The organism is Streptomyces sp. NPDC017979, assembly GCF_044328175.1.
Taxonomy (GTDB): domain Bacteria; phylum Actinomycetota; class Actinomycetes; order Streptomycetales; family Streptomycetaceae; genus Streptomyces.
The window spans coordinates 39,022-57,116 of the sequence record NZ_JBIRGU010000019.1; the positions used below are offsets into that span (position 1 = coordinate 39,022).

General features: G+C 73.3%; 16 protein-coding genes. 4 read left to right on the forward strand and 12 right to left on the reverse strand.

Going from position 1 to position 18,095, the window contains the following annotated elements; genetic code table 11:
• Positions 1-51 precede the first annotated feature (51 nt).
• Genes ACH4E8_RS32875 through ACH4E8_RS32895 form a run of 5 tightly spaced genes read right to left on the reverse strand, consistent with a single transcriptional unit; the run spans position 52 to position 5,888 of the window.
• Positions 52-852, reverse strand: coding sequence for a type III pantothenate kinase (locus ACH4E8_RS32875; RefSeq protein ID WP_398455195.1), 801 nt, complete (start codon positions 850-852; stop codon positions 52-54).
• The gene (gene nadC / locus ACH4E8_RS32880) at positions 852-1,922 is read right to left on the reverse strand and encodes a carboxylating nicotinate-nucleotide diphosphorylase (RefSeq protein WP_398455196.1); all 1,071 of its coding nucleotides are present in this window, start codon (positions 1,920-1,922) and stop codon (positions 852-854) included. Before nadC ends, ACH4E8_RS32875 begins: the two co-directional genes overlap by 1 nt.
• Entirely contained in the window at positions 1,919-3,718 is a 1,800-nt protein-coding gene (locus tag ACH4E8_RS32885; protein WP_398455198.1) for an L-aspartate oxidase, read from the reverse strand. Before ACH4E8_RS32885 ends, nadC begins: the two co-directional genes overlap by 4 nt.
• Positions 3,715-4,842: a pantoate--beta-alanine ligase gene (gene panC, locus ACH4E8_RS32890; RefSeq protein WP_398455271.1), complete on the reverse strand. Its 1,128-nt coding sequence runs from the start codon at positions 4,840-4,842 to the stop codon at positions 3,715-3,717. The genes ACH4E8_RS32885 and panC overlap by 4 nt, the downstream gene beginning before the upstream one ends.
• Positions 4,843-4,901: 59 nt before the next feature.
• The gene (locus ACH4E8_RS32895; protein WP_398455199.1) at positions 4,902-5,888 is read right to left on the reverse strand and encodes a Rossmann-like and DUF2520 domain-containing protein; all 987 of its coding nucleotides are present in this window, start codon (positions 5,886-5,888) and stop codon (positions 4,902-4,904) included.
• Positions 5,889-6,155: 267 nt separating this feature from the next.
• Between ACH4E8_RS32895 and ACH4E8_RS32900 the strand changes: the two genes are divergently transcribed.
• Positions 6,156-7,301, forward strand: a complete 1,146-nt coding sequence (locus tag ACH4E8_RS32900; protein ID WP_398455201.1) for a threonine aldolase family protein — start codon at positions 6,156-6,158, stop codon at positions 7,299-7,301.
• A gap of 293 nt (positions 7,302-7,594) precedes the next feature.
• Here ACH4E8_RS32900 and ACH4E8_RS32905 read toward each other — a convergent pair whose 3' ends face one another.
• The gene (locus tag ACH4E8_RS32905; protein WP_398455202.1) at positions 7,595-7,801 is read right to left on the reverse strand and encodes a hypothetical protein; all 207 of its coding nucleotides are present in this window, start codon (positions 7,799-7,801) and stop codon (positions 7,595-7,597) included.
• 106 nt (positions 7,802-7,907) lie between these two features.
• On the opposite strand from ACH4E8_RS32905, the gene ACH4E8_RS32910 reads away from it, so the two are divergent.
• A complete protein-coding gene (locus tag ACH4E8_RS32910; RefSeq protein ID WP_398455273.1) occupies positions 7,908-9,023 on the forward strand; it encodes a DUF5937 family protein in 1,116 nt (371 codons plus the stop codon).
• Positions 9,024-9,063: 40 nt separating this feature from the next.
• On the opposite strand, the gene ACH4E8_RS32915 is transcribed toward ACH4E8_RS32910, so the two are convergent.
• Positions 9,064-9,750, reverse strand: a complete 687-nt coding sequence (locus tag ACH4E8_RS32915; protein WP_398455203.1) for a response regulator — start codon at positions 9,748-9,750, stop codon at positions 9,064-9,066.
• Positions 9,751-9,811: 61 nt separating this feature from the next.
• A complete protein-coding gene (locus tag ACH4E8_RS32920; RefSeq protein WP_398455204.1) occupies positions 9,812-11,005 on the reverse strand; it encodes a sensor histidine kinase in 1,194 nt (397 codons plus the stop codon).
• Positions 11,006-11,095: 90 nt separating this feature from the next.
• On the opposite strand from ACH4E8_RS32920, the gene ACH4E8_RS32925 reads away from it, so the two are divergent.
• Both ACH4E8_RS32925 and ACH4E8_RS32930 read left to right on the forward strand, forming a co-directional pair.
• Positions 11,096-12,277, forward strand: a complete 1,182-nt coding sequence (locus ACH4E8_RS32925) for an SAM-dependent methyltransferase (protein WP_398455205.1) — start codon at positions 11,096-11,098, stop codon at positions 12,275-12,277.
• 291 nt (positions 12,278-12,568) lie between these two features.
• On the forward strand, positions 12,569-13,711 hold the full coding sequence (locus ACH4E8_RS32930; protein WP_398455206.1) for an NADH-quinone oxidoreductase subunit D: 1,143 nt from the start codon (positions 12,569-12,571) through the stop codon (positions 13,709-13,711).
• Between the two features lie 69 nt (positions 13,712-13,780).
• Here the strand turns inward: ACH4E8_RS32930 and ACH4E8_RS32935 are convergent, their stop codons facing one another.
• The 4 genes from ACH4E8_RS32935 to ACH4E8_RS32950 form a co-directional block, all read right to left on the reverse strand.
• The gene (locus ACH4E8_RS32935; protein ID WP_398455207.1) at positions 13,781-15,022 is read right to left on the reverse strand and encodes a hypothetical protein; all 1,242 of its coding nucleotides are present in this window, start codon (positions 15,020-15,022) and stop codon (positions 13,781-13,783) included.
• Positions 15,023-15,333: 311 nt separating this feature from the next.
• A complete protein-coding gene (locus tag ACH4E8_RS32940; protein ID WP_398455208.1) occupies positions 15,334-16,350 on the reverse strand; it encodes an ABC transporter substrate-binding protein in 1,017 nt (338 codons plus the stop codon).
• Between the two features lie 179 nt (positions 16,351-16,529).
• Positions 16,530-17,231, reverse strand: coding sequence for an ABC transporter permease (locus tag ACH4E8_RS32945; RefSeq protein WP_398455209.1), 702 nt, complete (start codon positions 17,229-17,231; stop codon positions 16,530-16,532).
• Positions 17,231-17,983, reverse strand: a complete 753-nt coding sequence (locus ACH4E8_RS32950; protein ID WP_398455210.1) for an ABC transporter permease — start codon at positions 17,981-17,983, stop codon at positions 17,231-17,233. The genes ACH4E8_RS32945 and ACH4E8_RS32950 overlap by 1 nt, the downstream gene beginning before the upstream one ends.
• Positions 17,984-18,095: the final 112 nt, after the last annotated feature.

Sequence of the window (18,095 nt, forward strand, 5' to 3'; positions counted from 1 at the left end):
AGCACCTCGGCCCGCTCCCGGCCGGCTGGGGTCGGATGCGGTCGGCTGCGGTCACATCCGGGAGACGTTCCGTTCGTAGACCAGGCGCAGGCCGACCAAGGTCAGCCAGGGCTCGTGCTCGTCGATCTCGGAGGACTCGCCGAGCACCATCGGCGCGAGGCCGCCCGTCGCGATCACCGTGACCTCGTCCGGCTCCTCGGGGGCCAGCTCCTGCTTCATCCGCCGCACGACGCCGTCGACCTGCCCGGCGAACCCGTAGACGATGCCGGACTGCATCGCCTCCACGGTGTTCTTGCCGATCACGCTGCGCGGGCGGGCCAGCTCGATCTTGCGGAGCTGCGCGCCCTTCACGCCGAGCGCGTCGACGGAGATCTCGATGCCGGGCGCGATGACCCCGCCCACGTACTCCCCGCGCGCGCTGACCGCGTCGAACGTCGTCGCCGTGCCGAAGTCCACGACGATCGCCGGGCCGCCGTAGAGGTCGACCGCGGCGACGGCGTTGATGATGCGGTCCGCGCCGACCTCCTTGGGGTGGTCGGTGAGGACCGGGACGCCGGTCTTGACGCCGGGCTCGACGAGGACGGCCGGCACGTCGCCGTAGTAGCGGCGGGTGACCTCGCGCAGCTCGTGGAGGACTGCGGGGACCGTGGAGCAGATGGAGATGCCCTCGATGCCGTCGCCCAGCTCCACGCCCAGCAGCGGGTGCATGCCCATCAGGCCCTGGAGCAGCACCGCGAGCTCGTCGGCGGTGCGCCGGGCGTCGGTGGAGATGCGCCAGTGCTCGACGATCTCTTCGCCGTCGAAGAGGCCGAGCACCATGTGGGTGTTGCCGACGTCGATCGTGAGCAGCATCAGGCGTTCGCCTCCCCCGCGGCGGCACCGGCTGCGGGGGCGCGCAGGTCGAGGCCGATGTCGAGGATGCGGGACGAGTGCGTGAGGGCGCCGACCGCGAGGTAGTCCACACCGGTCTCGGCGTACGCGCGCGCGTTGTCCAGCGTGAGGCGGCCGGAGGACTCCAAGGTGGCGCGGCCGGCGACGAGGGCGACGGCCTCCGCGGTCTCCTGCGGGGTGAAGTTGTCCAGGAGGATCAGGTCGGCGCCGGCGTCCAGGACCTCCCGGACCTGGTCCAGGGTGTCCACCTCGACCTCGACGGGCAGGCCGGGGAAGGTCTCCCGGACGGCCTTGAAGGCGGCGGCGACGCCGCCCGCGGCCACGACGTGGTTGTCCTTGACGAGTGCGGCGTCCGACAGGGACATCCGGTGGTTCACGCCGCCGCCGCAGCGGACCGCGTACTTCTCCAGGGCGCGCAGCCCGGGGGTGGTCTTGCGGGTGTCGCGGACCTGCGCGGACGTGTCCGCCAGGACGTCGGCCCACGCGCGCGTGGCGGTGGCGATGCCGGAGAGCCGGCACATGATGTTCAGCGCGCTGCGCTCGCCGGTCAGCAGGTCGCGGGTGCGGGTGGTGACCGACAGCAGCTTCTGGCCGGCTTCGACGCGGTCGCCGTCCGCCACGTGCCGCTCCACCTCGAACTCGTCGGTGACGACGATGGAGAGCACCGCTTCGGCGATCTGGATGCCGGCGACGGTGCCGGCCTCGCGGGCGGTGAAGTCGCCGGTGGCCACCGCGTCCTCGGGGACGGTCGCCACGCTGGTCACGTCCACGCCGCCGTCCAGGTCCTCGCTGAGGGCGAGGTGGGCGATGTCCTCGACCTGTACGGGGTCGAGGCCGGCCGCGGCGAGGAGCGCGGCGAGCGCGGGGTCGAGCCCGCACTCGTACACCTCGTCGTCGGCGCCGTGGCCGCAGCCGCAGGCGTCCCCGCAGCCACCGGTGGCGCCGGCGGGACCAGCGGTGCCCGTGGCGTCGGCGCCGATCTGGATCAGGGGGACGTCCACGGGGACGGGACGTTCTTCGGGCGTGCTCACTGCTGGGGCTCCCTGGGGCGTGTCGGCGGGAAGGTGGTGCTCTCGGTGCGGTGGACGCGGTGGGCGACGCGGTACGGGTCGGCCGCGGGGCCGGGGGCCAGGCGGAACACCAGGTGGCGGCGCCACGTCAGGTCGTCGCGGTCGGGGAGGTCCTCGCGCCAGTGGCAGCCGCGGGTCTCCGCGCGCTCCAGGGCCGCGGCGGTCAGGACGCGGGCGACGCAGAGGAGGTTGGTGGTCTCCCAGGAATCGACGCCGGGCACGGCGGGCTTGGCGGCGGTGCCGTCGCCCGGGGACCCGCCCTCGGCCGCGGCGGCGCGGTGGACCTCGTCGAGGGCGCGGGCCGCGGCGCGCAGGCTCTCGGCGGAGCGCAGGACGCCCGCGCCGCGCGACATGATCCGCTGGACGTCGGCGCGGACGGCCGGGTCGATGAGCGGGAGCACGGCGCCGGGGGCGGGAGCCGCGTCAGCAGTGCGAGAGGTGCCGGTGGTGGCGGTGGTGGCCGTGGTGTTGGCGACGTTGGCGATGTCCGCGGCGAGGCGCTCGGCGAAGACCAGGCCCTCCAGGAGCGAGTTCGACGCGAGGCGGTTCGCGCCGTGGACCCCGGTGCACGCGACCTCGCCGCACGCGTACAGCCCGGGGACGGTCGTACGGCCGTCGAGGTCCGTGCGCACGCCGCCGGAGGCGTAGTGGGCGGCCGGGGCCACCGGGACCGGTTCGGTCACCGGGTCGATGCCGTGGGCCCGGCAGGCGGCCAGGATGGTGGGGAAGCGGTGCTCCCACATGGCGGCGCCGAAGTGACGGGCGTCCAAGTACATGTGGTCGGCGTCCTGCTCCTGCATGCGCCGCATGATCGCCTTGGCGACGATGTCCCGGGGCGCCAGCTCCGCGAGCTCGTGCTGCCCGACCATGAAGCGGGTGCCGGCCGCGTCGACGAGGTGCGCGCCCTCGCCCCGTACCGCCTCGGACACCAGCGGCTGCTGGCCCTCCGAGTCGGCGCCGAGGTAGAGCACGGTGGGGTGGAACTGGACGAATTCGAGGTCGGAGACCTCGGCGCCGGCGCGCAGGGCCAGCGCAACGCCGTCGCCGGTGGAGACGGCGGGGTTGGTGGTGGCCGCGAAGACCTGGCCCATGCCGCCGGTGGCGAGGACGACGGCCGGGGCGTGGACGGCTCCCACGCCGTCGTGCTGACCCTCGCCCATGACGTGCAGGGTGACGCCGGCGGTACGGCCTTCGGCGTCCCTGAGCAGGTCCAGGACCAGGGCGTTCTCGATCGTGCGCAGCCCGGCGGCGCGGACCGCTTCGACCAGGGCGCGGGAGATCTCGGCACCGGTGGCGTCCCCGCCGGCGTGGGCGATGCGGCGGCGGTGGTGGCCGCCCTCGCGGGTCAGCTCGATCTCGCCGGTGGCGGCGGAGGTGTCGAAGCGGGCGCCGGCGTCGATCAGTCGGCGCACTGCGTCGGGGCCCTCGGTGACCAGGAGCCGTACGGCCTCCTCGTCGCACAGGCCGGCGCCGGCGACGAGGGTGTCCGCCAGGTGCTGTTCGGGGGTGTCGCCTTCGCCGAGGGCGGCGGCTATGCCGCCCTGGGCCCAGCGGGTGGAGCCGTCGTCGAGCCGGGCCTTGGTGACCACGACGGTGGTGAGCCCGGCGGCGGCGCAGCGCAGGGCGGCAGTGAGTCCGGCGACGCCGGAGCCGACCACGACGACGTCGGCGGCGATGGCCCAGCCGGGCGGGGGCGCGTCCAGGCGTATGCCCGGGGCGGTCGGCCCCTGCGGCGCGAGGTGGTGGCGGTCGGTCACGGGGCGGCTCCGAACCTCAACGTGATGTTGTCGATCAGCCGGGTCGTGCCGACCCTGGCGGCGACCGCCAGGATCGCTTCGCCCTGGTGGTCGTCGGGGACCTCGGTGAAGTCGGCGGGGTCCACGAGCGCCAGGTAGTCGAGCGTCAGCGGCGGGGTGGCGTGGGTCGCCTCGTCGAGCACGGCGCTGGCGGCGGCGCGGACCGCGGCGGCCGTGCCCGGGCCCGCGTGGGCCACGGCCGCGGCGTCGGCGGCGGCGCGCGCCTCGCCCATCTTGGAGAGGGCTTCGGCGCGGGCGGCGGTGTTCGTGCTGGTCTCGGCCCTGGCGAGGAGCGCCTGCTGGGCGGCGAGCCGGTCGCGGGCGGCGAAGAGGGCGCCGGACAGGGCGAGTCCGGTGCGGCGCTCGGCGGGCGAGAGGTAGCGGTTGCGGCTGGAGAGCGCGAGGCCGTCGTCCTCCCGGACGGTGGGCACTCCGACGATCTCCACGGGGAAGTCCAGGTCGCGGACCATGCGGCGGATCAGCGCGAGCTGCTGGGCGTCCTTCTCACCGAAGAAGGCCGTGTCCGGGCGGGTGAGCTGGAGCAGTTTGGCGACGACGGTGAGCATGCCGTCGAAGTGGCCGGGGCGGCTGGCCCCTTCGAGGCGCTCGCCCATGGGCCCGGCGGCGATGCGGACCTGGGGCTGGCCGCCCGGGTAGACCTCGTCGGCGGCGGGGGCGAAGACGGCGTCGGCGCCGGCCGCTGCGGCGGTGGCGAGGTCGGCGTCCAGGGTGCGCGGGTAGCGGTCGAGGTCTTCGCCGGCGCCGAACTGGAGGGGGTTCACGAAGACGGTGACGACGACGCGGCCTGCGGGGCCGACGTGGGTGCGGGCGGCACGGACCAGGGTCGCGTGGCCGTCGTGGAGGGCGCCCATCGTCATCACGACGGCGGTGGGCGCAGTGGGCAGGCCGGGGGTGGGGGCGCTGGTCAGGGCGCGGTGCAGGTCTGCTTTGGTACGGATCAGGGCGATGTCCGGCGCGGGCGTCGGGGCCGCTGCCGGCGTGGCTTTGGCGGCCGGGTCCGTCTGGGCCGCCGGGTTCGTCTGGGCCGTCTGCGCCGTCGGGTCCGTCGGGTCCGTCGGGTTCATCGGGTTCATCGGGTCCGTCTGGGCCGTTGCTTCGCGGGGGCCGGAGCCGTCTTCCAGCGTCATCTGGGCTCGCCCTCCTTGCCGTCGGCGAGGACGCCGAGCAGGTCCTCGGCCAGCTCCGGCTTCAGCAGGCCGTGCGCGAGGGCGCGGTCGGCGGTGGTGCGGGCCATGGCGAGGTAGCCGGCGACCGTGCCCGGTGCGTGCTTGCGCAACTCGGACACGTGCGCCGCGACCGTGCCGGCGTCACCGCGGGCCACGGGGCCGGTCAGGGCGGCGTCACCGGAGCGGAGGGCGTTGTCGAGCGCGGCGCCGAGGAGGGGGCCGAGCATCCGGTCGGGAGCGGAGACGCCCGCGGCGCGCAGCAGCTCCATGGCCTGGGCGACCAGGGTGACCAGGTGGTTCGCGCCCAGGGCGAGGGCCGCGTGGTACAGCGGGCGGGCTTCCTCCTCGATCCACTCCGGCTCCCCTCCCATCTCGATGACCAGGGCTTCGGCGGCCAGCCGCAGCTCTTCGGGCGCGGTCACGCCGAACGAGCAGCCCGCGAGCCGCTGCACGTCGACGCTGGTGCCGGTGAAGGTCATCGCCGGGTGGAGCGCGAGGGGCAGCGCACCGGCGCGGGTGGCCGGGGCGAGCACCGCGGTGCCGTACCGCCCTGAGGTGTGGACCAGGAGCTGACCGGGGCGCACGGCTCCGGTGTCGACGAGTCCTTCGACGAGCGCGGGCAGCGCGTCGTCCGGGACCGTCAGCAGCACCAGCTCGGCACTGGCCAGCACCTCGGCGGGCGTCACCAGGGGCACGTCCGGGAGCAGTGCCTCGGCCCGGCGCCTGGAGGCGTCGGAGACCCCGGAAACCGCCACCGGGCGGTGTCCGGCGAGCTGGAGCGAGGCGGCGAGGGCCGGCCCGACGCGACCGGCGCCGACGACGCCGACGGTCAGCCGGGCGGGGCGGTCCCGCGGATCGGGCGATTCGTGCAGGTGTGCTGATGCGTTCACGCGGTGGGGCCTTCCGTTCCAGTCCGCGGCGGGTACCGGACGATGTTCCGTCATGCTACGCCAGCGCCCCGGACGCCCCTCTGGTTATCCACAGGCAGGTTATCCACAGGCGTGGACGGCGGATTCGAAGGCGGGAAAGATCGAGAGCGTTCCGACGGGCGGCCGGTGGATGCCGGGCGGTCGGCGGGCCGCGGACGCCCGTGCGCGCGGTCGCGGCAGCGGAAAAGTACATGCGCGGGGAGCGCGGGCGAAAGAGAGTTGCGGCGAACGCCGCGTGGCAGCGGCAGAAGGCGGAATACCGAGAGAGAAGGGGGACGGACCGTGTCGGAAGACGAGTTTCACCTACGCAAGCAGGCGGCCTGGCGGGCCTCGGAGCGGAAGTTGTGGCAGGGCCCGGCGGACCGGCCGATGGGCGAGCACCTCGCCGCGCTCGCGGCGCGCGCCGGTGACGTCTTCGACCTGTCGCAGGCCCCCGACATATACGGGGACGGGGTGGTGGCGGAGCTGGAGCGGAAGGTGGCAGCCCTGCTGGGCTTCCCCGCCGCGGTGTACTTCCCCACGGGCACCATGGCGCAGCAGGTGGCCCTGCGCTGCTGGGCGGGGCGCACGGGCAATGCGACCGTCGCCCTGCACCCCCTGGCGCATCCCGAGAAGCACGAGCGCGGTGCCTTCGGCGCGCTGAGCGGGCTGCGCACGGTGCATCCCACCACGGCGCCCCGGCTGCCCACGGCCGAGGAGGTGCGGGACTTCGACGAGCCGTTCGGCACCTTGATGCTGGAGCTGCCGCTGCGGTCCGCGGGGCTCGTGCTGCCGTCCTGGGAGGAGCTGCTGGCGGTCGTCGATGCCGCCCGCGAGCGGGACGCGGTGGTGCACTTCGACGGTGCGCGGCTGTGGGAGTCCACCGTGCACTTCGACCGCCCGCTCGACGAGATCGCCTCGCTCGCCGACAGCGTCTACGTGTCGTTCTACAAGTCGCTGGGCGGCCTCTCGGGCGCGGCGCTGGCGGGCCCGGAGGACGTCATGGCGGAGGCCCGCGCCTGGCGCCACCGCTACGGGGGCCAGCTCTTCCACCAGTTCCCGACGGTGCTCTCCGCGCTCGTGGGGCTGGAGCGGGAGCTGCCGCGGCTGCCGTCGTACGTGCGGCAGGCGCGGGTCGTGGCCGGGGCGCTGGCGGAGGCGTTCCAGGACTCCCCCGCGCCCTGGTTCCGCATCCACCCCGAAGTCCCTCACACCCACCAGTTCCCGGTGTGGCTCCCCTATCCGACGGAGGTGCTGGACGCCGCGGGGCTGGCCCAGGCCGAGGAGACCGGCACGACGCTCTTCCGGAGTTGGTACGCCGAGGGCTGTCCGCCCGGGGTGTCGGTCACCGAGCTGGGGGTCGACGCTGCGGGCCTGGAGTGGACGGCCGAGGACGTGCGGGAGGCGACCGCGGAGTTCATGCGGAGGGTGGTGGACCAGATGTCGTAGGCGACGGGGGCAGGCGCAACAGGCCCGGGACCGGTGCGGGGCTCGGCCGCTGCCGATCAGGGGCGCATCGGGTCGGAGCTCACCGCCCGCTGTGAGCCACGGGCGCCCGTGGCTCAGCGGGGCCCGGGTTCAGCGAGCGGGGGTGCTCAGCCGGTGCGGTGCTTGGCCGGCGGGGTGCTCAGCGGGCGCGGTACTCGGCGAGCGGAGTGCTCGGCGGCCGCGGTCATCGGCCGGCGCGGGGCTCTTCGGGGCGAGCCCCGGGCTCCCGCTCCCGGCTCCGGCCCCGGCCCGGCTCAGGGGGTGGTCGGTGGTCGGCCGGCCAGGCGGCGCAGGGCGGTGCGCAGCCGGCCCCGGGGGCGTGGTGGCCGGGGGCGGGTCAGCGCTTGGGAGGTGAGTTCACGGGCGGCCTGCCAGTCGTGGCGGCCCGGCTGGGGCGGGATCCGGGTGCCGTGCTGGGTCGCCCGGTAGGTGTCGATCATGTGCTGATGCATGGCGTTCATGCCGTTGACGCTGTGGCCCAACCCCGTGGCGGGTCACGTCGATTGACGACCCTCGTCAACTGGTCTCGGCCCGCGGTCGGGGGCCGCGCAGAATGGATGCGTGAGCGTGACCATCGACATCAGCGGGCTCCCTCAGGAGCGCATCGTCTTCGAGATCTCCCCCTTGGCGGAGCTGGGCCTCGCGCTGCACGCCCTCTCGGAGCCCGGGCACCATCCGGGGCTGCACGGCTGGGCGACCGCCACCGCCGCGAGCCTCAAGCCCGACCTGGCCGACCGGCTGCACGAGGCGGACTTCCTGTGGCGGACGACGCACTCCGACGTCCTCGCGCCGTTCGCCGGGCTGACGACCTGCACCGGGACGGTGGGGAAGCCGGGGCGGACGCTCAAGGAGGACCTGGACCTGCTCGACCGGCTCGACGACGAGCGCTTCGTGACGGCCGCCCTCGACTTCACCTGTTCCGTCACCTACTCCGAAATGGACCTGCTCGGCAGCGCCAGCATGCGGGACCGGACGTTGGCGCTGGCCGCCACCCGCGGTCCGCACGTCATGGACGTGGCCACCCGGCTGCTGGACGACCCCGGTCCGGTGCGGGTCTGGCTGCGCAGGCTGTTCGAAGACTGCGACGAGGCGTTCTTCGCCGACGCCTGGCGTCGGGTCGCGCCGCAGCTCGCGGCGGACGCGCGGCACAAGACCGAGTTGCTGCGGCACAAGGGGCTCGCCGAGGCGCTGCACGCGGTGTCGCCGGCGCTCTCGGTGGACCCGGACCTGACCCGGGTCACCGTCGACAAGCTGACGACCGGGCGGACGTCGGCCGTCGATCCGGACGTCGGCACCGGGCTGACGCTCGTGCCGTCCAGCTTCGGCTGGCCCCATCTGCTGGTGCTGCACGCGCCCGGCTGGCGGCCGGCGATCTGGTACCCCGTCGGCGCGCCGTCGCCCACCGACCCCGCTTCCGTCGAGTTGTTGCAGCGCCGCATGGAGGCCCTGGCCCACCCGATGCGGATGCGGCTCTGCCGCAATCTGGCCCGCTCGCCGCACACCACCAGCGAGCTGGCCGACGCGTACGGCATCACCGCGCCGGAGGTGTCCCGGCACGTGGCGGTGTTGAAGAAGGCCGGGCTGATCTCCACCCGGCGGCGCGGGCGCTACGTGCTGCACCAGTTGGACATCACCGCGGTCGCCCGGCTGGGCAGCGACTTCCTGGAGACGGTCCTGCGGTAGCGCTGCCGGCAGGCCGGCGCCGGGCCGGGGTCCCGGTGCGTCAGCGCGCGGGGCCCGCGCCGCCGCCGCCCGCGCGGACGAGACCGGACTCGTAGGCGAGGACCACGACCTGCACCCGGTCGCGCAGCCCCAGCTTGGTGAGGATCCGCCCCACGTGCGTCTTCACCGTCGCCTCGGACAGCACCAGCCGGGCGGCGATCTCACCGTTCGACATCCCCTGCGCGACCAGCAGCATCACCTCGCGCTCCCGGTCGGTGAGCCGGTCCAGCTCCTTGGTGCTCGGCTCGCTCCCGGTGCTCGGCAGCATCGGCGAGAAGCGGTCCAGCAGTCGCCGGGTGGTCGACGGCGCCACCACCGCGTCCCCGCTGTGCACCGACCGGATCGCCGCCAGCAGCTCGGCGGGCGGCACGTCCTTCAACATGAAGCCGCTGGCCCCGGCCTTCAGACCGGAGAAGGCGTACTCGTCGAGGTCGAACGTGGTCAGGATGAGCACCTTCGGCGGGTTCGGCGCGGCACAGATCCGCCGGGTCGCCTCCACCCCGTCCAGCCGCGGCATGCGCACGTCCATCAGCACCACGTCCACCGCCGTGGAGCGCAGGATGTCGATCGCCTCGGCGCCGTCCCCGGCTTCGGCGACGACCTCCATGTCGGGCTGGGCGGCGAGCACCATGCGGAACCCCGTCCGCAGCAGGACCTGGTCGTCGACGAGCAAGACCTTGATGGACATCTCAGCGGATCCTCTATCTAGGTGGCGATTGGCGGCCGGGGGTGGGTGGCGAGGTGGCGGGTCAGGCCGTCTTGAGGGGCAGCAGGGCGCTGATCCGGAAACCGCCGCCGGGCCGCGGCCCGGCGTCCAGCGTGCCGCCGACCATACCGACGCGCTCGCGCATGCCGATGAGGCCGTGGCCCTGCCCGTCCGCGCCCCCGTCCTCGTACAGTTCGTGCGCCGCGCCCCGGCCGTCGTCCTCGATGAGCAGCCCGAGGCCGTCGTCGAAGTAGACGAGCCGCACGCTGGCGCCGGCGTCGGGCCCGCCGTGCTTGCGGGTGTTCGTCAGCGCCTCCTGCACGATGCGGTACGCGGTCAGCTCCACGCCGCTCGGCAGCGGCCGGGGCGTGCCCTCGATCTTGAAGTCGACGGTCAGCCCGGAGGTGCGCACCTGCTCCACCAGGTCCTCGATCTGCTGCACGTCCGGCTGCGGTACGTACTCACCGCTCTCCGGCGCGTCACCGGTGCGCAGCACGCCCAGCAGCCGGCGCATCTCCGCCAGCGCCTGGCGGCCGGTCGTCGAGATCGTCTCCAGGGCCTGTTTCGCCTGGTCGGGGGCGGCGTCCAGGACGTAGGCGGCGCCGTCGGCCTGCACCACCATCACGGAGACGTTGTGCGCGACGACGTCGTGCAGTTCGCGGGCGATCCGGGCGCGCTCGGCGGCCACCGCGACCTTCGACTGCGCCTCGCGCTCCTTCTCCAGCCGCCGCGCGCGCTCTTCGAGCTGGGCGAAGTAGGCCCGGCGGGTGCGGATGGAGTCGCCGAGGGTCCAGGCGAGGGCGAAGGGCACCGTCAGGATGATCGTTATGAAGATCTGGCTGAGCGCGCTCTGGTTGGGCGTGGGCCAGCGGATCTGTGCGCAGGTGGCCGCGGCCAGGCCGCCGACGAGGGCGGCCCGGGAGGCCCAGCGAGAGGCGGACTGCGCGGCGACGGTGTAGATGATCACGAGCATGGCGAAGTTCGCCGTACCCGCGGGCACGTCCAGCACCAGTTGGACGAGGCCGATCACCGCGGCGAGCAACAGCATCGCCTCCGGCACGCGGCGGCGCAGCGCGATGACCGCGCCCAGCCCCACGACCACCGGCACGGCGGCCCACAGGGACCCTCGGTCCTGGTCTCCGACGAACCCCAGGACGGAGAGCCCCATGACGAAGACCGCCCAGAAGCAGTCCACGCCCGTGGGGTGTCGGCGGATGAAGTCGTAAAGGCGCTGCACGTAACCCAGAGTAGGGAAAGCAGACAGGTGTAGGGGTCAACCGCCAGAGCGATCCGAACGGCCGGTCAGTACTCCACAAGGTGGAGACTGATGAGCGTGACGGACGATACGAGGAGCGCCGGGGCAGGTGAGACGCCTGGTCACGGTGGTGCGGCCAAGGATGACGGGGCGGGCTACGAGGGCGGCTCCGGCGCTGGTACGGGTGAGGCTTACGGGTCGGTAGAGGGTGGCGGGGCGCCGAGTGCAGGTGGCTCCGCGGCCGGCAGCCCCGCCAGCGGCGCGGCCGGCTGGCGAGGCTGGCAGGGCTGGCGGGACGCCACCGAGCAGGCCCTGTACGGCTCCCCCCACGGCTTCTACCTGCGCCCCGAGGGCCCCGCAGGCCACTTCCGTACCTCCGTGCACGCCTCGCCCCTCTTCGCGGCGGCGATCGCGAAGCTCCTGCGCACCACTGCGGACGATCTCGTGGCCGCCGGCCGCGGCGGGCAGGACGGGGAGATCGCCTTCGTCGACATGGGCGCGGGACGCGGGGAACTGGTGTCCGGCGTGCTGGCGGCGCTGCCGGACGACTTCCCCGTACGGGCGTACGCCGTGGAGCGCGCCGCCCGACCGGCCGGGCTCGACCCCCGCGTCACCTGGCTGCCCGCGCCGCCGCAGGGGGTCGACGGCCTCCTCTTCGCCAACGAGTGGCTGGACAACGTCCCCGTCGACGTCGCCGAGGTCGACGACGACGGGGTCGTACGCCGGGTGCTCGTACGCCCCGACGGCACCGAACGCCTCGGCCCGCCGGTCAGCGGCGCGGACGCGGAGTGGCTGGCGCGGTGGTGGCCGCTGACGGAGCCCGGCAGCCGGGCGGAGATCGGCCGCCCGCGCGACGAGGCGTGGGCGGCCGCGGTCGGCACCCTGCGGTCGGGGCTCGCGGTGGCGGTCGACTACGGGCACCTGGCGGAGTCGCGTCCGCCGTACGGCACGCTCACCGGATTCCGCGCGGGGCGCGAGGTGGCTCCGGTGCCGGACGGAAGCTGCGACGTGACGGCGCACGTGGCGATGGACGCGTGTGCGCTGCCGGGTGCGCGTTTGGTGCGGCAGCGCGAGGCGCTGTCCGCACTGGGGTGTGCCCCGGGGCACCCGCGCCCCCCGCTGTCCCTGGCCACGACCGACCCCACGGCGTACCTACGGGCCCTGTCCACCGCGGGCGAAGCAGCGGAACTGACGGGCCGCGGAGGTCTGGGCGACTTCTGGTGGCTGTGCCAGGAGGTCGGCGCCTCCCCCTGATGCCCTCGCGGGCCCGGGGCACGGGCACCCCAGCGCGCCTGATGTCCCTTGCGTAATGCCGCTGCTCTAGCGGGCGCGACCCCGCCGTGGGTGGCTTAGCCGTCATGGCGACCAGAGCCCGGTGGCCACGGACGGGCCGCAGACGCCGCAACACAGCCCGCCGCACGGCGAGGCCGCGCCCCCGCCCCACCGAGCGGCAGACGCCAACAGCACAGCCCGCCGCACGGCGAAGCCGTGGTCGTGGGCGGGAGCACCGCGTCCCCGCCTGGTCGCACAGGGGATACTGAGGGCATGACGGAGACCACGTTCAGCGTCGGCGGGGCCGCGGAGCGGACCGACATGGTGCTCAACATCGGGCCGCAGCATCCCTCGACGCACGGGGTGCTGCGGCTGCGGCTGGTGTTGGACGGTGAGGTGATCCAGCACGCGGAGCCCGTCATCGGGTACATGCACCGCGGCGCGGAGAAGCTGTTCGAGGCGCGGGACTACCGGCAGATCATCATGCTGGCGAACCGCCACGACTGGCTGTCCGCGTTCTCCAACGAGCTCGGCGTCGTCATGGCCGTGGAGCGGATGCTCGGCATGGAGGTGCCGGAGCGGGCGGTGTGGACGCGGACGTTGCTCGCCGAGTTGAACCGGGTGCTCAACCACCTGATGTTCCTCGGCTCGTACCCGCTGGAGCTGGGCGGGATCACCCCCGTCTTCCACGCGTTCCGCGAGCGCGAAGAGCTCCAGGCCGTCATGGAGGAGGTCTCCGGCGGGCGGATGCACTACATGTTCAACCGGGTCGGCGGGTTGAAGGAGGACCTGCCCGCGGGCTGGCTGGGGCGGGTGCGGCACGCGGTCGCCGACGTGCGCTCGCGGATGGACGTGTACGACCGGCTGGTGCTCGGCAACGAGATCTTCCGGGGGCGCACCCGCGACGTCGGCGTGCTGTCCCCGGACGCCGTGCACGCGTACGGCGTGAGCGGGCCGATCGCGCGCGCCTCGGGCGTCGACTTCGACCTGCGGCGGGACGAGCCGTACCTGGCGTACGGGGAACTCGCGGACGTCCTCAAGGTGGTGACGCGGCCGGCGGGCGACTGCCTGGCGCGGTTCGAGGTGCTGCTGGAGCAGACGCACAACTCCCTCGACCTCGCGGACGCGTGCCTGGACCGGATCGCGGACCTGCCGCCCGGGCCGATCAACCAGCGGCTGCCGAAGGTGCTGAAGGCGCCGGAGGGGCACACGTACGCCTGGACGGAGAACCCCCTCGGCATCAACGGCTACTACCTGGTGTCGAAGGGCGAGAAGACGCCGTACCGGCTGAAGCTGCGCTCGGCCTCCTACAACAACATCCAGGCGCTCGCGGTGCTGCTGCCGGGCACGCTCGTCGCCGACATGGTGGCGATCCTCGGATCGCTCTTCTTCGTCGTCGGCGACATCGACAAGTAGCCCGGGAACAGCGAATCGGCTGCCAGCCGGAGCTGGCAGCCGATCGGTGTCAGCCCGTCGCAGGGCCCGTCAGGAGCTGAGCGCGTTGCGCAGGCCCGCCATGTCCAGCTTCTCGGTGTCGTCGTGCGCGGTCAGGTCGATGACCTCGCCCGCCGCCGCCACCTTCGGCCGCTGACGGGAGTTCTGCTCGCGCTCCGCGTGCTCGGCCAGGGCTTCTTCCCCGACGACGTCGGCGAGGTCCTCCTGTTGGGCGGCCTCGATGGCCTTCGCGGTGCCGCCGCCCTGGTGGCCGAAGAAGTCGAAGCTCCCCTCCGGGCGCCGCTTCGCGGCTTCGGGTCGGGTCCGCGGGCCGTACGGCACGATCGCGGCCGTCAGCGCGGCGGCCGACCGGGCTTCGGTCGCTGCGGTACGGCCCTCGGGGGTGACGCCGCCGCCCGGGCCACCGCCGTCACCCGGACCGTCCGGGCCCTTGTCGCCCTGCGAAGTCGACGCGGACGGCACGGACGACGCGGACGCCGACGGCGCCGCGGACACGGCTTCCCTGGCGGCCATCGCCCCGGCCACGCCCGCCACCGCCGCCGACTTCGCCGGCTCGGTCTTCCCCGGCCCGGACTTCGGCTCGGACTTCCCCGAACCGGTCGTCCCCGATCCGGTCGTCCCCGGCCCGGTCTTCCCCGACTCGATCGCCCTCGCGGTCCCGGCCGGCTCGATCGCCTTACGAGGCTCCTTGGCACGCTCCTCCGCGGCCGCCCGCTGCGCCGCCACGTTGCGCGCCAGGGCGTCCAGCGCCTGGGCGGCGCGCAGATACGCCGCGGCCGTCGGCGAGGTGCCGACCGCCGGCAGCTCCTTGGGATCGGCGACCTCGATGGCGAGTTGCCGGCGTCCCTCCAGCGCGCTCGCCCGGCCCGTTTCGGCCGCGGCGTAGCGACGCAGCAGTTCGGCGTGCTCGTTACGGAGGGCGGCCAGCTCGACGCGCTTGGCGCGGAGCTTCGTCTCCAGCTTGCCGCGCAGCTCGCGCGACTCCTCGACGTCCGCCTCCAGTTCGGCGATCCGCTCCTCGCTCTGCCAGGCGTCGCTGGCGCGGCCCCGGACGAGGTCGGCCACCCGACGCCCCGCGGCACGGTCCCAACGGCGCATCAAGAACGCGCCGCTGATCGCGGCTCCGGCCGCCACCGCGGTCAGGGTGCGCAGCAGGATCGGTTCCGCAAGGAACCACGCGCTTGCCGCGCTCAGGACCGACGCTCCGGCGACCGCCGACGGCGGCAGCAGCCTGTGCAGGGGAGGTGAATGGCGGTGACGTCCACGGGGCATGGCCCGAAATTTACCGTGCGTAGACGGCGAATGGGATGGCGGGTCAGCAAATAACCGGAACGGAACCCGGAAGGAGCGCGGATGGAACCCGGAAGAGTCGCTGAAACTCCCCAACATCTCCCGATCCGCGCTCTCTTACCCACTTCTTCAAGCCACTCAACGGCGATACGGGCGGGATACGCGTGGCGGTAGTGGTCCAGAGGTGCTTCCGTACCTCGCCTCCGTCCCGACCCACCCGCTCCGCAACACCCGCCCGATCACCTGCCGCCCGATCGGCCCACCTCATCGCCTCGTCCGATCAGGCGGGGGAACTACTTCTTCGTCAGCCCCTTCGACTGGAGATACTCCTTCGCGGCGTCCTCCGGCTTGGCCCGCTCCTCATCCACCTTGCGGTTCAATTCGGCCAGGTCCCCGGTGGTGAGCACCTGGGTGAGCTTGTCGAGCGCGGCGGCGATCTCCGGGTCGGCGGCGTCCTTGGCATTGACGACCGGCAGGACGTTGTCCGCGTTCTGGAGCTTCTTGTCGTCCGCCAGGAAGACCAGCCCGTCCATGACCGCGTCCGTGGTGGTCGTCAGGACCAGTTGGACGTCGCCGTCGCGCGCCGCCTGCTTGGACTGCGGGGTGCCGACGCCCTTGGGGTCGATGCCGGTGACGTCGATGCCGTACTTCTCCTTGAGTCCGGGTGCGCAGTACGGGCGCACCTCGCACTCGTCCCCGGCCGCGATCTTGACCTTGAGCTTTGCCTTCCCCAGGTCGGAAAGCGTCTTCAGACCGTTCTTCTCGGCGAATTCCCGACTCACCGCGAAGGCGTTCTGGCCGACGGCGCCACCGGGCTTGAGCACCTTCAACCCGCGCGGCTCGGCCAGCGCGGTCAGCGCGTTGACGGTGGTGGTGACGTCGCTGGTCGCAACGGGCTTCTCAAGGGCCGCCTTCGCGCCGTTCACCTTCGCGTTCAGGAATTCGGCGAGGGTCGCCGCGTATTCCGGTACGACGTCGATCTCGCCCTTCTCCAAGGACGGTTCGTACAGCTCGCGGTTCTTCACGGTCGTGACGGACGTCTTGTAGCCGGCGTCGGCGAGGACCCGGGCGTACAGCTCGGCGAGGACCTTCGACTCGGTGAATGCCGCGGCGCCGACGACGAGCGATCCCTTTCCGCCCGAACCACCGCCCGATCCTGATCCGTTCTTCGAATCCTCCAGGCTGTCGCCGTCACCGCAGGCGGCGAGGACCCCGGCGAGGGCGGCCACCGCAACGCCGGCGCGGGCGGCACGGGCAACGCGGACGCGACGGGCGCTGCGAGCACCACGAGGGGACTTGGGCAGGGACATCAGGTGTCTCCGTTCGAACGTACTGCGGCTCTGGGCTGCGCTGAACTGAGCTGCGCGGAACTGGACTGGACTGCGCCGAACTGTGGACTACGCCGCACAGAACGGCGCCGTACGGGATGGGACCGGGTTGAACTCCGTGCTGCTGGACGGCGGCATCGACGAGGCTCCGGACAGGACGCTCAAGCCCCGGCCCCCGCGGCCCGCCCCTCCGCGGCGACGGACCTCCTGCGCGGGTCGACCAGCCGGTCCACCACCACGAACAGCCCCTCCACCGCCAGCGCCAACAGCGCGGCGAGCAGCGCCCCGGCGACGACCTGCGGGGTGTCGTACGTGTTGAACCCGGCGGTGATGATCCGGCCGAGCCCGCCCTGACCGACCATCGACGCGATGGTGGCGGTGGCGACCACCTGCACGGCGGCCGAACGCACCCCGGTCATCAGCAGCGGGTACGCCAAGGGCAGTTCGACGCGACGGAAGAGCTGCCAGCCCGACATCCCCATCCCCCGCGCCGCCTCCACCACGGCGCGGTCGACCTCCCGCATCCCCACGTACGCGTTGGTCAGCAGCGGCGGCACCGCGAAGAGCACAAGCGCGATGATCGTCGGCGCGTACCCGGCGCTGCGCAGCGGAGTGAGCATGAAGAGGGCGAGGACGGCGAAGACGGGGATCGCCCGGCCCGCGTTGGAGATGTTGACCGCGAGGGCGCCGCCCCGGCCGATGTGGCCGAGGTACAGCGCGATCGGCAGGGCGATCGCAGCGGCGAGGGCGAGGGCGACCCCGCTGACGTACACGTGCTCGCCCAGCCGGTGCCAGGCGCCGCTCTCCCCCGACCAGTTCGCCCCCGTGGTGAGCCAGGTGAAGGCGTCGGCCACGACCTGCATCAGACAGCCTCCCCCGAGGTCCGTATTCGAGCCGTGGACTTACGGGCGCGGCTCGGCGCCGCGCCGGCGCGCACCCGGGTCCAGGGCGTGAGCAGCCGCTGCACGGCGAGCAGCAGCAGATCCGCGACGACGGCCAGCAGCACGCACAGCACGGACGCGGTGAGCACCTGGGCCTTGAACGTCGTCTGCACGCCCTCGTCTATGAGATTGCCGAGGCCGCCCTTGCCGACGAGGGCGCCGACGGTGGTCAGCGCGACGGTCGAGACGGTGGCGATGCGCAGGCCGGCCATCAACGCGGGCAGCGCCAACGGCAGCTCGACCTCCCACAGCAGCCTCGCCGGGCCGTACCCCATCCCGCGGGCGGCCTCCCGGGCCTCCGCCGGCACCGCTCGGAGCCCCGCGAGGACGTTCCGCACCAGGATGGTGAGCGAGTAGAGCACCAGGCCGGTGACGACGAGGGCGGAGGAGAGCCCGAAGACCGGCAGCAGCAGCGAGAACATCGCCAGCGACGGGATCGTGTACAGCAGGGTGGTCAGGCCGAGGACGGGGCCGGCGAAGGCCGGCTTCGCCCGGGCGAGCAGGGCCAGCGGCACGGCGACGGCCAGCCCGATCAGCACGGACACCGCGGTGATCCAGACGTGTTCCACCGTCGCGTCCGTCAATTCCTGGCTCCTGCTGCGGAGATATTCCCCACAGATCCAGTCGTTCGCCACCAGACAGTTCTGCGCGGCGGCGCTCACACTCGCACTCATGCTCCCCCACCTCCCCACCAGCACCGAACGTATGACCGCATTCCTGAGGTTCTTCGACCCTAACCCTGCCCACTGACAATCGCCGAGGACCACCACACGGAGGCAACATGGC